The following is a 13,997-nucleotide window of genomic DNA, read 5'->3' on the forward strand; positions in this document are numbered from 1 at the left end:
GGACTAGGCAGCGGGGTCCGCCGGGACCTTACCCGCGAGGACCCGGAAGCGGCGGACAAAGGCGAACTGGAACGTAGTGCGCCGCGGCAGGGCGTAGGCCAGCAGTGCGGCAATCGTGAAGACAATCGCCTTGTCCATCGGGTCCGAGATCAGGGCCTGCTTGGTGATCGCTGCCAGCAGGGTGTCACCCATGGCGCGGAAGGCACTGACGATCGCCCCGGTGCCCAGTCCGGCGGTCCCGCCGAACACGAAGGCGGCTATCGGGGCGGAGACGACGCCGGCGAGGACACCGGTGAGGAACCCCGCCACCGGGGCGAAGTAGAAGCGCCGGAAGAGACCGGCACGGGCCGCGAGCCCGGCGAGAAAACCGATCAGGGCTGCACCGGCGGCGAAGGGCAGCACGGTGGGGTTGAAGAAGGACCAGACGATGCTCCCGAGCACGCCGGTGGCGGCGCCGGCGGCCGGGCCGGCGAGGACGGCGATCAGGACGGTGCCGATCGCGTCGAGGTAGAACGGCAGTCCGGTGCTGCCCATCAGCTGGCCGAGGACCACGTTAAGCACAATCGCCACCGGCATCAGGACCAGCGTTGAGGTGGGCAGGACCGGTAGCACGGCGGCGAGCAGGAGCACCGCGCCAAGCAGGAAGCCGCCCAGCGCCACGAGGGCGGAGAACGACGCCGGGCCGTTGGCGATGTCGGCGGGCTGGTTCAGCACAAGGAAGACGTTGGTGGCGGCGATGGCCGCGGCGCCAGCGATTTCCAGCAGCCGGCGGCGGCGCGGGGCCCCGGCACGGGTGTCCGCGGCTGGCAGGGTCAGGGGCTGCTGTGACATGGGAAAAGTCCTTCGGCTGGGGTTTGCAAAAACCGCCTCATGTCACCTCGGCGCAGCTTATATCCTAGCCGTCCAGGGAGCGGGCCAGCGCACCTACGGAGGAGATCAGCTCCTCGAAGCACTGGCCGGGATCGTTGCCGGTGACGATCCGGGCGTTCGGCGGCAGTCCCCAGAGTCCGCGGAAGTCGGCGACCGTGGTGCCCGCCAGCAGCGCGGAGTCGGTTTCGACGTCGACCGTGGCCAGGCGGGTGCCGAACGGGGTCCGTCCGACGGCGGCGCAGGCGGCGAAGGCGTCGTGCATGTGCGCCACGTAGCCCTGGTCGTAGAGCCGGTGGAATTCCATGTAGAAGCGGATCGCGTCCGAGAGGCACGCGACCAGCGGGTTGCTGGAGCGGCTGCGCTGGCCCTCGGGCTGGTCCGGGAGCACCAGTTCGGGTTCGCCAGCCCCGGCGGCCTCGCCGAGCCTTCGGAGGTGCTCCGGCAGCATCTCGATCCGCTCCGTGGTCTCCAGGGCGCAGACCACGGGCAGCTTGTCCTCCGGGAGCCCGCGGTAGGCGGCGTAGACCTCCTTGGCCGCGTGCGGGTCCACCGCGGTGTTCCACTCCGCCGTCGGCGTGGTGTTGCCCTGGTAGTAGAAGCTGCCGCCCATGATCACCAGGCCCTTGAGTAGGCGCGGCAGTTCCGGTTCGCGGCGCAGGGCGAGGGCGAAGTTGGTCAGCGGGCCGGTGATCAGCCCGGTGATCTGCCCCGGGTGCGCGCGCACCTCCTCCACCCAGACGTCGACGGCGTGCCTGGCTGAGATCGGTTGCGCGGGGGCGGGCAGCTCGGCGTAGCCGATCCCCTGCGGGCCGTGGGTCTCCTCTGTGGTGACCAAAGGGATCTGTAGCGGCACCTCGGCGCCGGTGGCGACTTCAATCCCCTGCCGTCCGCACAGCTCCAGCAGGGACAGCGTGTTCAGCGCCACCTGGCGTGCCCCGACGTTTCCGGCCGTACAGGTGATGGCCTGCAGCCGGACCTCGGGCCGGGACAGCAGGTACACAATGGCCAGCGCGTCGTCGATCCCGGTGTCGACGTCCATCAGGATCAGGGGTCCGGCGTCCCGGGCGCCGGGGGTTTCCGCGCTCAGAACAGGGCGACCTTCGGCGTGCGCGGGAAGATCTCGTCGAGTTCGGCCAGTTCCGCGGCGTCCGGGACCCAGGCTACGGCATCGGCGTTCTGCTTGACCTGCTCCGGGCGGGTGGCGCCGGCGATGACGCTGCTGACGGAGGGCTGGGCCACGAGCCAGGAGAAGGCGACCTGGATTTCGGTCAGGTCCCGGGCCGCGGCGAAGGCCGAGAATTTGCCCAGCTGGTCCCAGTCGGCGTCGTGGACCAGGTTGGTGCGGGTGTGGCTGAGGCGGGAACCGGCCGGGGCCTTCCCGGCGGAGTACTTGCCGGTCAGCAGGCCGTTGGCCAGCGGGAAGTACGGCAGCACGCCCAGGCCGTAGGCCTCCGCGGCGGGGGTGACTTCCAACTCGGCGCGGCGGTCCAGCAGGTTGTAGTGGTTCTGGCTGGAGATGAAGCGGGCACCGCCGCGGGCGCGGGCCACGAACTCGGCCTCGGCGATCTGCCAGCCGGCCCGGTTGGAGTGGCCGATGTAGCGGACCTTCCCGCTGGTGACGAGCTCGTCGAGGGCCGCGAGGGTCTCATCGATCGGGGTCTGCGGATCCGGGGTGTGGAACTGGTACAGGTCGATCCAGTCCGTGCCCAGCCGCCGCAGGGAGGCCTCGGCGGCCTTGATGATGTAGCGACGGGACCCGCGGGCGCCGAAGTCGTTACCGTTGGTGCCGCGCATGTCCAGGCCGAACTTGGTGCCGATCACGGCGTCGTCCCGGCGGCCGGCGAGGGCCTTGCCGAGCATGGTTTCGCTCAGGCCCGGTTCGCGACCGTAGGCGTCGGCGACGTCGAAGAAGGTAATCCCGGCATCCAGGGCCGCGTGCACGACGGCGTCGGTCCCTTCCTGCGACTCGGTCGCAGTGTTGGCCCGTCCCAGGTTGTTGCAGCCCAGCCCCACGGCAGAGACGGTCAGTCCGGAATTTCCTACGCGTCGGTAATCAGTCATGGGAGCCAGCCTATAACGCCGGTGAGCCGCCGGCGGGCAGGCCCGTACCGGGTCAGCCGTACGTGCTCCGGGGCTTAGCCCACGGGCAGCTCCAGCCCGTGCTCGTCCATCGCGTCCTGGAGTTGCGCAAGCGTGCGCGGGCAGACGCCGGGCATCCCGGCCAGCCGGCGGCGGCCCAGCTCCCGGACGTGCTCGAGGGTCTCCACTCCGGCGTGCGCCAGGGACTTGCGGGCCGGTGCGGCGAGTCCTGCCGGAAGTGGAGTGCTGCCTGGTCGAGGTGCTTTCCGCGTCATTGCGTTACCTTCCAATCGCTTGCCCCCAAAACTGAGTTGAGCCGTGCCCGGCTCCTTACAGATGGATTTCCAGGCGGGTTGCGCCTAGAGGGTGAAGCTGTTGGCCGGTTTGGCCGAGTGCTTGAGCTTGAAGTCAGTCCCGTTGTACGGCGCCGCTCCGATGCTCAGCTTGGTGAAGTCCAGATCCTCGCCCCGGATGCAGACCTTGATCGCGTTGACGGTCTTGTTGACCTCCGGCGTGAGGCAGAAGATGTTGAGCTTGGCGTCGGAGAACTCGGAGCGGTCCACTACGCCCAGACCGCGCCAGGCGAGGTGGCCGATCAGGGCGTCCTTGGCCTTTTCCTCCAGGTAGCGGTCGCGGCTGGTGCCGTCCTTGGTCTTGAGCGCGTACTGCGCCACCACCCAGAACTGGTCCTCGTCAGGGATCTCCGCGTAGCCGTCCTCGGCGCACTGTGCCGCAAAGGCTTCCATGAGCCCCTCACCGGCGGCGGCGTCGGCTGCCTCGGTTTCCTCGGTCGTGCTCTGGTGCCCGACGACGCCGTAGTTCATCACGAACTCGTGGTACTCCTCGTCGATCCAGGCTTCCCGGAAGTGCAGGGTGCCTTCCTCGTCGCGCTTGTAGAGGCGGATGATGCCGCTCATGGTCGTCCCTTCGGTGGCGGTCACAGGATCGGCAGGCTTCCGGTGCTGGGGTGTTGCTGGCCGGGCAGCGGCCGGGCGAAGGGCACCTTCGTGCCCAGGACCTGCGCGACAACGTCGTGGGTGATCTGCTGCGCCGTCAGGCCGACCCGCTCCAGCACCTGGTTCCGGCTGCCGTGGTCCAGGAACTCGACCGGCAACCCCACCTCGTTGAGGGCGGTGTCCACGCCCGCGGCCCGCATCTCCTGGCGGATCCGGGAGCCGACGCCGCCGGCCCGGACGCCGTCCTCGATGCAGACCACGAGGCGGTGGTGGGAGGCGAGGGCCACGACGGACTTCGGCACCGGAAGCACCCAGCGCGGGTCGACCACGGTGGAACTGATGCCCTGCGCGCCGAGCCGGCTGGAGACGTCCAGCGCGAGTTCGGACATGGCGCCGACACTGACGATCAGCACGTCGTTCTCGCTGGAGCCTGCGGGCCGGCGGGCGAGGACGTCCACGCCGTCGCTGAGCCGTTCGATCGCCTCGACCTCGGCGCCGACGGTGCCCTTGGAGTAGCGGATCACGGTGGGGGCGTCCTCGACCGCGACCGCCTCGCGCAGTTCCTCCCGCAGCCGGGTGGCGTCGCGGGGGGCGGCAAGGTGCAGGCCGGGCACGATCTGGACCATGGCCATGTCCCACATGCCGTGGTGGCTGGCGCCGTCGGGCCCGGTGACCCCGGCCCGGTCCAGCACCACGGTGACGCCGGCCTTGTGCAGGGCGACGTCCATCAGCAGCTGGTCAAAGGCCCGGTTGAGGAACGTGGCGTAGACCGCCACGACGGGGTGCAGGCCGCCGAACGCCATGCCGGCGGCGGAGGTCAGCGCGTGCTGTTCGGCGATGCCGACGTCGAAGACCCGCTCGGGGTGGCGCGCGGCGAACTTGTGCAGCCCAACGGGGATCAGCATGGCGCCGGTGATCCCGACGATGTCCTTGCGTTCGTCGGCGATCTCGGCGATTTCGTCAGCGAAGACCGAGGTCCAGGACTTCGCTCCCCCGGCCTCGGTGGGTTCACCGGTTTCCGGATCGATGATGCCGACGGCGTGGAACTGGTCCGCCTCGTGCGCCCGGGCGGGGGCGTAGCCGTGGCCCTTTTCGGTCATAGCGTGGACGATCACGGGTCCGGCGTAGTTCTTCGCCGTGGCCAGCGCGTTCTCCATGGCCTGCAGGTTGTGTCCGTCCACCGGGCCGATGTACTTCATGCCGAGGTCTTCGAACATGCCCTGCGGCGCCCACCAGTCCTTGATGCCTTTTTTCATGGCGTGCAGGCTCTTGTAGGTGAACTGTCCGGCCGGGCCGCCGTTCTGCAGCCGCTTCTTCCACCAGTCGAGGGCGCCTTCGTAGGCAGGCGCCGCGCGGAGCGAGTCGATGGTGGGCCGCAGCGAGGCGAGGTAGTCGGCGACGCCGCCGACGGTCGGGGCGTAGGAGCGGCCGTTGTCGTTGACGACGATGACGACGCGGCGCTTCTTGTCCGCGGCGATGTTGTTGATGGCCTCCCAGGCCATGCCGCCGGTGAGGGCACCGTCGCCGACGACGGCGATCACGTACCGGTCGCCGTCGCCGGTGAGCTGGCGGGCGCGGGAAATGCCGTCGGCCCAGGACAGCGAGGAAGACGCGTGGGAGCTTTCGACGATGTCGTGCTCTGACTCACCCCGGTCCGGGTAGCCGGAGAGCCCGCCCTGCTGACGGAGGGTGCTGAAGTCCTGCCGTCCGGTGAGGAGCTTGTGCACGTAGGACTGGTGGCCGGTGTCGAAGACGATGCTGTCGCGCGGGGAATCGAAGATCCGGTGCACCGCAATGGTGAGTTCGACGACGCCCAGGTTCGGTCCGAGGTGGCCGCCGGTCTGGGACACGTTGCCGATGAGGAATTCCCTGACCTCGGCGGCGAGCTGGTCCAGCTGCGCCTGCGACAGTTTGCTCAGGTCCTGCGGATTCCGGATGGTCTCCAAGATTCCCAACGGCCCCTCCTTGCGGGTAGTAGACATGCCTTTTAACTCTAACGCCTCGGCGCCGGGCCGGGCGCCGGAACGCGAAAGCCCCGGTCCGTCGGGGACGGGCCGGGGCTTTCGCGGTCTGTTACCGGACTGCCGCTAGCTAGCGGAGACGATCTCCGCGCTCCCGTGGTAAACCCGGCGGAAAAGCGTTGCCGGGTTTACCACGGGTCCCTACGCGGAGATCTGGCGCAGCACGTACTGCAGAATGCCGCCGTTGCGGTAGTAGTCGGCTTCACCCGGGGTATCGATGCGCAGGACCGCATCGAAGGACTTGGTGGAGCCGTCTTCGGCCGTGGCGGTGACCTTGAGCGTCTTCGGCGTGGTGCCTTCGTTCAGGGCGGTGACGCCCTCAACGGCGAAGGTCTCGGTGCCGGTGAGACCCAGGCTGGCGGCGTTCTCGCCGGCCGGGTACTGCAGCGGGAGGACGCCCATGCCGATCAGGTTGGAGCGGTGAATACGCTCGTAGCTTTCGGCGATGACGGCCTTGACGCCCAGCAGCGCGGTGCCCTTGGCGGCCCAGTCACGGGACGAGCCGGAGCCGTACTCCTTGCCGGCCAGGACGACCAGCGGGGTGCCGGCGGCCTGGTAGTTCTGCGCGGCGTCGTACACGTAGGCCTGCGGGCCGTCCGCCTGGGTGAAGTCACGGGTGAACCCGCCCTCCACGCCGTCGAGCAGCTGGTTCTTGATCCGGATGTTCGCGAACGTGCCGCGGATCATGACCTCGTGGTTGCCTCGGCGGGAGCCGTAGGAGTTGAAGTCCTTGCGCTCCACACCGTTGGCCAGCAGGTACTGGCCGGCCGGGGTGTCGGACTTGAAGGAACCGGCCGGGGAGATGTGGTCCGTGGTGACCGAGTCGCCGAGCTTGAGCAGCACGCGCGCACCGGTGATGTCCTGGACCGGCTCCGGCTGGGCCTTCATACCCTCGAAGTACGGGGGCTTCCGGACGTAGGTGGACTTCTCGTCCCACGCGAAGGTGTCACCGGCGGGCGTGTCGAGCGCCTTCCAGCGGTCGTCGCCTTCGAAGACGCCTTCGTAGCCGCGGGCGAACATGCCCTTGTCGATCGAGGAGTCGATGACTTCCTGCACCTCGGACGGGCTGGGCCAGATGTCCTTCAGGAAGACGTCGTTGCCGGCTTCGTCCTGGCCCAGGGGGTCGGTTTCGAAGTCGAAGTCCATAGAACCGGCCAGGGCGTAGGCGATGACCAGCGGCGGGGAGGCCAGGTAGTTCATCTTGACGTCCGGGTTGATCCGGCCTTCGAAGTTGCGGTTGCCGGAGAGCACGGCGGTGACGGAGAGGTCGTTGGCCTGGATGGCCTCGGAGATCTCGGCGTCCAGCGGGCCGGAGTTGCCGATGCAGGTGGCGCAGCCGTAGCCGACGATGTAGAAGCCGAGCTTCTCCAGGTACGGGGTCAGGCCCGACTTGTTGTAGTAGTCGGTGACAACCTTGGAACCGGGGGCGACAGAGGTCTTGACCCACGGCTTCGAGGCCAGGCCCTTGTCCACGGCATTGCGGGCCAGCAGGGCGGCGGCCAGCATCACGGACGGGTTCGAGGTGTTGGTGCAGGAGGTGATCGAGGCGATCGACACTGCGCCGTGGTCCAGCTCAAATTCGCGTCCGTCAGCGGTCTTCACGGCCACCGTCTTGGACGGGCGGCCGTTGGACTTAGGCCCGTGCGAGTGCGGGGCCTGGTCCGTCAGGTGCGTGCCGGAGGCGTTGAAGGACGGGGCGTCGGAAGCGGGGAAGCTTTCGTCGATGGCCTCGTCGACGCTGCCGTCGGCGAGGTCTTCCTTCACGTAGTTGCGCAGGTCTTCACGGAACTGGGCCTTGGACTCGCTGAGGATGATGCGGTCCTGCGGGCGCTTCGGGCCGGAGATCGACGGGACAACCGTCGACAGGTCCAGCTCGAGGTACTCGGAGAACTTGATCTCGCGGGAGGGGTCGTGCCAGAGGCCCTGTTCCTTCGCGTAGGCCTCGACGAGGGCGACGTTCTCCTCGGAGCGGCCGGTCAGGCGCAGGTAGTCGAGGGTGACGTCGTCGATCGGGAACATCGCGGCGGTGGAGCCGAATTCGGGGCTCATGTTGCCGATGGTGGCGCGGTTGGCCAGCGGCACGGCCGCGACGCCTTCGCCGTAGAATTCCACGAACTTGCCGACCACGCCGTGCTGGCGCAGCTGCTCGGTGATGGTGAGCACGACGTCGGTGGCGGTGGCGCCGGCCGGGATGGAGCCGGTCAGCTTGAAGCCGACGACGCGCGGGATCAGCATGGAGACGGGCTGGCCGAGCATGGCAGCCTCGGCTTCGATGCCGCCGACGCCCCAGCCGAGCACGCCGAGGCCGTTGACCATGGTGGTGTGCGAGTCGGTGCCGACGCAGGTGTCCGGGTAGGCACGGACGACGCCGTCAACTTCGCGGGTCATGACGGTGCGGGCCAGGTACTCGATGTTGACCTGGTGCACGATGCCGGTTCCCGGCGGGACGACCTTGAAGTCGTCGAACGCGGTCTGGCCCCACCGGAGGAACTGGTACCGCTCGCCGTTGCGCTGGTACTCGATCTCCATGTTGCGCTCGAGGGCGCCGGAGTTGCCGAAGGCGTCGATCTGCACGGAGTGGTCGATCACCATCTCCGCCGGTGCCAGCGGGTTGACCCGCTTGGGGTCGCCGCCGAGTTCCTTGACGGCCTCGCGCATGGTGGCAAGGTCGACAACGCAGGGCACGCCGGTGAAGTCCTGCATGATCACGCGCGCCGGCGTGAACTGGATTTCGGTGTCGGGCTCGGCGTCGGGGTTCCACCCCGCCAGGGCGCGGACGTGGTCGGCCGTGATGTTGGCGCCGTCCTCAGTCCGCAGCAGGTTTTCAAGCAATACCTTGAGGCTGAACGGAAGGTTTTCTGCACCTTCAACGGAGTTCAACCGGAAAATTTCGTATTCGGTACCGGCTACATTAAGTTGGCCTTTTGAACCGAAGCTGTCCACAGTGCTCATCGCAGGACTCCTCTCGCAACAGTTTCATCTTTGTCGCGCCGCAGACCCCTAGCTAGTTAGGCTTCCCTAACTAAGACGGGTGTCATGAGGACCACGCGCGGGACGGCCCCTAAGGGCTCCCGTGGCCTTTCAGCAGAGGACAGTGCGCGACGTCGGACTACTACCGCCATCCTAGTGGCATCAGCGCCGGGGCGTCAGCAACGCCACAGTCTCCATGTGGTGGGTGTGCGGATACAGGTCGAAGGCCCGCAGCGCCCCGAGGTCCCACCCGGCCTGCCGAAAGTACCCGACGTCGCGGGCGAACGACGCCGGATCGCAGGAGACATAGGCGACGGCGCGGGGCCCGGACGCGACCAGCTGGTTCACCACGGCCTTGCCCGCGCCGGCGCGGGGCGGGTCCAGGATGAGCGCGTCGAAGTTGCGTGGCTTCTGCCGCAGCACACGTTCGACCTTGCCCTGGACGATCTCGACCTGGGGCGCACCGTGCAGGTTCTTGCGCGCGTCCCGGCTGGTGCCCGGTGCGCCCTCCACGGACAGCACGGAGCCGGTGACCCCGACAGCGTCGGCCAGCGGCGCGGTGAAGAGGCCCGCCCCGGCGTAGAGGTCCGCCACCACCGACCCGGCGGCGAGGTAGCCGCCGTCGTGCAGGAACCCGGTCACCGCGCCGACCAGCGTCTCCGGGGCGTCGCGGTGGATCTGCCAGAACCCGTCGCCGGTGACCCGGTAGTCGTGGCCGGCCGCGCTCTCCTGCACCCAGGTCCGGCCCCGCAGCTGCGTGACCGCTCCGGTGGCGGGATCCAGCTGCGCCACGGAGACGTCGTCCGGCAGCCGGGCGGCAATCGCGGCGAGCCGCTTGGGCCGGGTGCCGCCGGCGGGCACCAGCAGCACCAGCGGCCGGGAGCCGTTGGCCGGGGCCGCGACCTCGACACGTTCGATCCCCTGCAGGTCAAGGTCCCAGAGCCGGAGCGCGTTGATCCCGTCGACGGCCAGCGGCATCTCCCGTACGGCGAAGACGGCCTCGGAGCGGTGCGCGTGCATGCCGATCCGGCCGGCGGGCGTCACGGCGAACCCGGTCCGGGTGCGCCAGCCCAGGCCGGTGCCCGCTGCCGAGGCGGCCTCCCCTACGGCCTCGACCGGAGTCTTCGGGACGTGGAAGCCTGGTCCGGCCAGCCGGTGCAGCTGTTCGGCCAGCACCTCGGCCTTGAGCCTGCGCTGGCGGGCCAGCGAAATGTGTCCGAGTTCGGCCCCGCCGACCGGCGGGTGGCCGTGGGACCAGGACCGCTGCGCGTCGGCCGCGTGCCAGAAGTGCTCCACCCGGTCCGGCGAGGGTTCGAGCACCTCGATGACGTTGGCGCGCCAGAACTTGGCGGACTCGCCGTCCTCGGTGAGCCGGATGCGGACCTTCTCCCCCGGGATGCCGTGCCGGACGAAGATGACCCGCCCCTCGTGCCGGGCCACGCAGTGGCCGCCGTGGGCGACGGGACCGACGTCGACGGTCAGTTCGGTATGGTCGGTGGTCCCGGTGTCGGTGCTCATTGGATATCCTGCAGTCTCTTGGCTTCTTCGGACGATTTCAGCTGCCACGGGACGCTGGCGACCATGACACCCGGCTCGAAGTGCAGCCGGGTCTTGATCCGCAGCGCCGTCTGGTTGTGCACCAGCTGCTCCCACCACTTGCCGACGACGTATTCCGGGATGTAGACGACGATCAGGTCGCGCGGCGAATCGCGCCGCATGTTCTTGATGTACTCCATGATCGGAGTGACCGTTTCCCGGAAGGGGCTGGCCAGCACGGTCAGCGGCACCGGGATCTCCAGCTTTTCCCAGTCCGCCAGGGTTTGTTCGGTTTCCTCCGGGCTGATGTCCACGGTGATGGCGTCCAGCCGGGAGGGCCGGGAGGCGCGGGCGTAGGCCAGCGCGCGCAGCACGGGCTTGCGCACGTGCGAGACCAGCAGCACGGCGTGCACGCGGGTGGGCAGCGCCCGCGGCGAGGAGTCCTCGTCCACGGCCAGTTCCTTGGCCACGTTGTCATAGTGCGCCCGGATGCTCCACATAATGAGGAACAGGATGAACATGGCCAGCAGCGCGATCCAGGCGCCCTGCTCGAACTTGGTGATCAGCACGATCACCAGGACCAGGGCGGTCATGCCGAAACCGATGGTGTTAATGGTGCGGGACTTCAGCATGCGCAGCTTCGCCGCCGGGTCCTTGGCGAGCTTCAGCTCCCGGCCCCAGTGCCGGATCATGCCCAGCTGGCTCAAGGTGAAGGAGATGAACACCCCCACGATGTAGAGCTGGATGAGTTTGGTGACGTCGGCGTCGAAGGAGATGATCAGCACCAGGGCGCCGGCGGCCAGCGCCAGCACGCCGTTGCTGAACGCGAGGCGGTCGCCGCGGGTGCGGAGCTGGCGGGGCAGGTACCCGTCCTGGGCAAGGATCGAGCCGAGCACCGGGAAGCCGTTGAAGGCGGTGTTGGAGGCGAACACCAGGATCACGCCGGTGGCAGCGACCACGATGTAGAACGGGATGGAGCCGGGACCGAAGACGGTCTGGGCGATCTGGCTGATGGCGGGGTTCTGGATGTAGCCCTCGGGCAGCGGCTGGCCGTTGAGCAGGAACTCCCTGGCCGGGTCCAGCACGATGTGCACCTTGGTGGCGTTGGCCAGGTAAATGATGCCGGCCAGCATCGAGGCGGCGATCGCGCCGAGGAGCAGCAGCGTGGTGGCCGCGTTCTTGCTCTTGGGTTTCTGGAAGTTCGGGACGCCGTTGCTGATGGCCTCGACGCCGGTGAGGGCGGCGGCACCGGAGGAGAAGGCCCGCAGCAGCAGGAACGCCCCGGCGAGGCCGACCAGGCCGTCGTCGAAGCCCGGCGTCGGGACGATCTCAAACGCAGCCGACGGCGCTTGGCCGAGCTGCCCGGTGGCGGCCTGGAAGATACCCACGGCCGTCATGCCCAGGATGGAGAACATAAAGATGTACGTGGGCACCGCGAACACCGTGCCCGCTTCGCGGATGCCGCGCAGGTTCACCAGGGCCAGGATCACGACGCCGATCGTGGCGATCGCGGCCTGCTGGCCGTGCAGCGACGGGACGGCGGTGGTCAGGTAGGCGGCGGCCGAGGACATCGACACCGCGACGGTGAGCACGTAGTCCACCAGCAGGGCGGAGGCAACCGTGAGCCCGGCGTACTTGCCCAAGTTCTCGTTGGCGATCTCGTAGTCGCCGCCGCCCGAGGGGTAGGCGTGGACATTCTGCCGGTAGGAGGCGACCACGGTCAGCAGCACCACCATGACGGCCAGTCCCACCCAGGGCGAGAACGCGACGGCGCTGACGCCGGCCAGGGCCAGGGTGAGCAGGATTTCGTCCGGGGCGTAGGCCACCGAGGACAGCGCGTCCGAGGCGAAGATGGGCAGCGCAATCCGCTTCGGCAGCAGGGTGTGGGCCAGACGGTCGTTCCGGAAGGGCCTGCCTACCAGCACGCGCTTCACGGCGTTGAAAATTGTCAGCACCAGACAAAGTTAGTCTGATTCGCACGCGATGTCATGACGGCGGGAATCCGCCCGGCTGCTGCCGGTCCGGGCCGGGACGCCACGCTCCGCCGCCCGCACCGGCTGCCGCCGGTAGAGTTTTAGGCAGCAACAGACACAGACGCTTAAGGAGGCACGTGTGGCGCACTTCGTGATCATGGGTTGCGGCCGCGTCGGGGCAACCCTGGCGCACACCCTGGAGGACGCCGGCCATTCGGTCGCGATCATCGACCAGGACGACCGTGCCTTCCGGCGGCTCCGCACCGGCTTCTCCGGCCGCAAGGTCACCGGCGTCGGCTTCGACCGCGAAACGCTCAAGCAGGCCGGGGTCGAAGAGGCGTACGCCTTCGCAGCGGTCTCCAGCGGCGACAACTCCAACATCCTGGCCACCCGGGTGGCGCGCGAGACGTTCCATGTCCCCCACGTCGTGGCCCGGATCTACGATCCCGGCCGCGCCGAGATCTACCAGCGCCTGGGCATCCCCACCGTGGCGGCCGTGCGCTGGAGCGCGGACCAGGTCCTGCGGCGGATCCTGCCCGAACAGCACCTGGCCGGCGACTTCCGCGACCCGTCGGGCCGGCTCGTGCTGGCCGAGGTGGATGTCGATGCCGCCTGGATCGGCCATCCGGTGGCCTCCCTGGAGAAGGCCGCGGACATCCGCGTCGCCTACCTCACACGCTTCGGCGAGGGCATCCTGCCGGGCCCGGGCACCATGTACCAGGACGGCGACACCGTCCACGCCATGCTGAGTGTGGAGCGCACCTCGGAGGTTGCCCACATCCTCGCCAAGTCCCCCGCCAAGGAGTCCTAAGTGAAAGTCGTCATCGTCGGGGCGGGCAGCGTCGGGTCCTCAATTGCCCGGGAACTGCTGGCCCACAAGCACGAGATCCTGCTGATTGACCTCAAGCCGGAAGTGATCGGCCGCAGCGGCCTGCGCGGCGCGCACTGGCTGGTCGGCGATGCCTGCGAGCTCAGCACGCTCAAGGACGCCCGCCTCGAGGACGCCGACGTCGTGGTTTCGGCGACGGGCGATGACAAGGTGAACCTCGTGGTCTCGCTGCTGGCTAAAACCGAGTTCGGCGTCGGGCGGACCGTGGGCCGGGTCAACAACCCGAAGAACGACTGGATGTTCGATGATTCCTGGGGCGTCGACGTCGCGGTTAACACCCCGCAGCTGATGACCGCGCTGGTGGAAGAGGCGGTGGAGATCGGCGACCTGGTCCGGCTGCTGACCCTGCAGACCGGGGTGTCCTCGCTGGTGGAGTTCACCGTGCCGCACGATTCCCACGTGATCGGCCTGACCGTGGGCGACATTGACTGGCCCGAGGACGCGGCCCTGGTGGCGATCCTGCGTGACCAGGCGCCCATCACGCCCAGCCGCGATGACGTCATCGACGGCGGGGATGAACTGTTCTTCGTGACGACCATCGCCGCCGAGGACGGGCTGCGCGCGCTGCTTTCGGCTCCGGACTCGGCCGGCGGACCGGTCCAGGCCGCCGTCGAACACCACGGCCGGGAGGCCCAGGCCACAGCGGACGACGGCTTCGACGGCTGAACCCGCCGGTTCGTCTTTGCTGGCCCGGCCGGCTGCC

At 68.6% G+C, this 13,997-nt stretch carries 11 protein-coding genes; 2 read left to right on the plus strand and 9 right to left on the minus strand.

Annotation, left to right across the window (positions count from 1 at the left end):
* Positions 1–3: 3 nt before the first annotated feature.
* From ASG71_RS12905 to ASG71_RS12945, 9 genes are all read right to left on the minus strand, one after another.
* Positions 4–831 (minus strand): hypothetical protein, encoded by an 828-nt coding sequence (locus ASG71_RS12905; protein WP_056739811.1) that lies wholly within the window; start codon positions 829–831, stop codon positions 4–6.
* Between the two features lie 64 nt (positions 832–895).
* Positions 896–1,909 (minus strand): nucleoside hydrolase, encoded by a 1,014-nt coding sequence (locus tag ASG71_RS12910; RefSeq protein WP_056739813.1) that lies wholly within the window; start codon positions 1,907–1,909, stop codon positions 896–898.
* A 44-nt stretch (positions 1,910–1,953) separates the two neighbouring features.
* The gene (locus ASG71_RS12915; RefSeq protein ID WP_056739815.1) at positions 1,954–2,931 is read right to left on the minus strand and encodes an aldo/keto reductase; all 978 of its coding nucleotides are present in this window, start codon (positions 2,929–2,931) and stop codon (positions 1,954–1,956) included.
* Positions 2,932–3,005: 74 nt separating this feature from the next.
* Positions 3,006–3,224: a hypothetical protein gene (locus tag ASG71_RS12920; RefSeq protein WP_056739818.1), complete on the minus strand. Its 219-nt coding sequence runs from the start codon at positions 3,222–3,224 to the stop codon at positions 3,006–3,008.
* Positions 3,225–3,308: 84 nt separating this feature from the next.
* Positions 3,309–3,866 carry a hypothetical protein gene (locus ASG71_RS12925; protein WP_056740029.1) on the minus strand — a complete coding sequence of 186 codons (558 nt, stop codon included), beginning with the start codon at positions 3,864–3,866 and terminating at the stop codon, positions 3,309–3,311.
* Between the two features lie 20 nt (positions 3,867–3,886).
* Positions 3,887–5,860: a 1-deoxy-D-xylulose-5-phosphate synthase gene (dxs, locus tag ASG71_RS12930; RefSeq protein WP_056739819.1), complete on the minus strand. Its 1,974-nt coding sequence runs from the start codon at positions 5,858–5,860 to the stop codon at positions 3,887–3,889.
* A 207-nt stretch (positions 5,861–6,067) separates the two neighbouring features.
* Entirely contained in the window at positions 6,068–8,878 is a 2,811-nt protein-coding gene (locus ASG71_RS12935) for an aconitate hydratase (protein ID WP_056739821.1), read from the minus strand.
* A 180-nt stretch (positions 8,879–9,058) separates the two neighbouring features.
* On the minus strand, positions 9,059–10,414 hold the full coding sequence (locus ASG71_RS12940) for a class I SAM-dependent RNA methyltransferase (RefSeq protein WP_056739824.1): 1,356 nt from the start codon (positions 10,412–10,414) through the stop codon (positions 9,059–9,061).
* Positions 10,411–12,387 (minus strand): APC family permease, encoded by a 1,977-nt coding sequence (locus tag ASG71_RS12945; RefSeq protein ID WP_200947987.1) that lies wholly within the window; start codon positions 12,385–12,387, stop codon positions 10,411–10,413. The genes ASG71_RS12940 and ASG71_RS12945 overlap by 4 nt, the downstream gene beginning before the upstream one ends.
* 157 nt (positions 12,388–12,544) lie before the next feature.
* On the opposite strand from ASG71_RS12945, the gene ASG71_RS12950 reads away from it, so the two are divergent.
* Both ASG71_RS12950 and ASG71_RS12955 read left to right on the plus strand, forming a co-directional pair.
* Positions 12,545–13,216 carry a potassium channel family protein gene (locus tag ASG71_RS12950; protein WP_056739828.1) on the plus strand — a complete coding sequence of 224 codons (672 nt, stop codon included), beginning with the start codon at positions 12,545–12,547 and terminating at the stop codon, positions 13,214–13,216.
* Positions 13,217–13,960: a potassium channel family protein gene (locus tag ASG71_RS12955; protein WP_056739830.1), complete on the plus strand. Its 744-nt coding sequence runs from the start codon at positions 13,217–13,219 to the stop codon at positions 13,958–13,960.
* Positions 13,961–13,997 lie beyond the last annotated feature (37 nt).

It is taken from the genome of Arthrobacter sp. Soil763, from assembly GCF_001428365.1.
GTDB lineage: Bacteria > Actinomycetota > Actinomycetes > Actinomycetales > Micrococcaceae > Arthrobacter.

Coding starts and splice junctions, on each gene's coding strand:
- ASG71_RS12925 (WP_056740029.1), bottom strand. CDS start 3,866: ATGAGCGGCATCATCCGCCTCTACAAGCGCGACGAGGAAGGCACCCTG.
- ASG71_RS12910 (WP_056739813.1), bottom strand. CDS start 1,909: ATGGACGTCGACACCGGGATCGACGACGCGCTGGCCATTGTGTACCTG.
- ASG71_RS12940 (WP_056739824.1), bottom strand. CDS start 10,414: ATGAGCACCGACACCGGGACCACCGACCATACCGAACTGACCGTCGAC.
- ASG71_RS12935 (WP_056739821.1), bottom strand. CDS start 8,878: ATGAGCACTGTGGACAGCTTCGGTTCAAAAGGCCAACTTAATGTAGCC.
- ASG71_RS12905 (WP_056739811.1), bottom strand. CDS start 831: ATGTCACAGCAGCCCCTGACCCTGCCAGCCGCGGACACCCGTGCCGGG.
- ASG71_RS12915 (WP_056739815.1), bottom strand. CDS start 2,931: ATGACTGATTACCGACGCGTAGGAAATTCCGGACTGACCGTCTCTGCC.
- ASG71_RS12920 (WP_056739818.1), bottom strand. CDS start 3,224: ATGACGCGGAAAGCACCTCGACCAGGCAGCACTCCACTTCCGGCAGGA.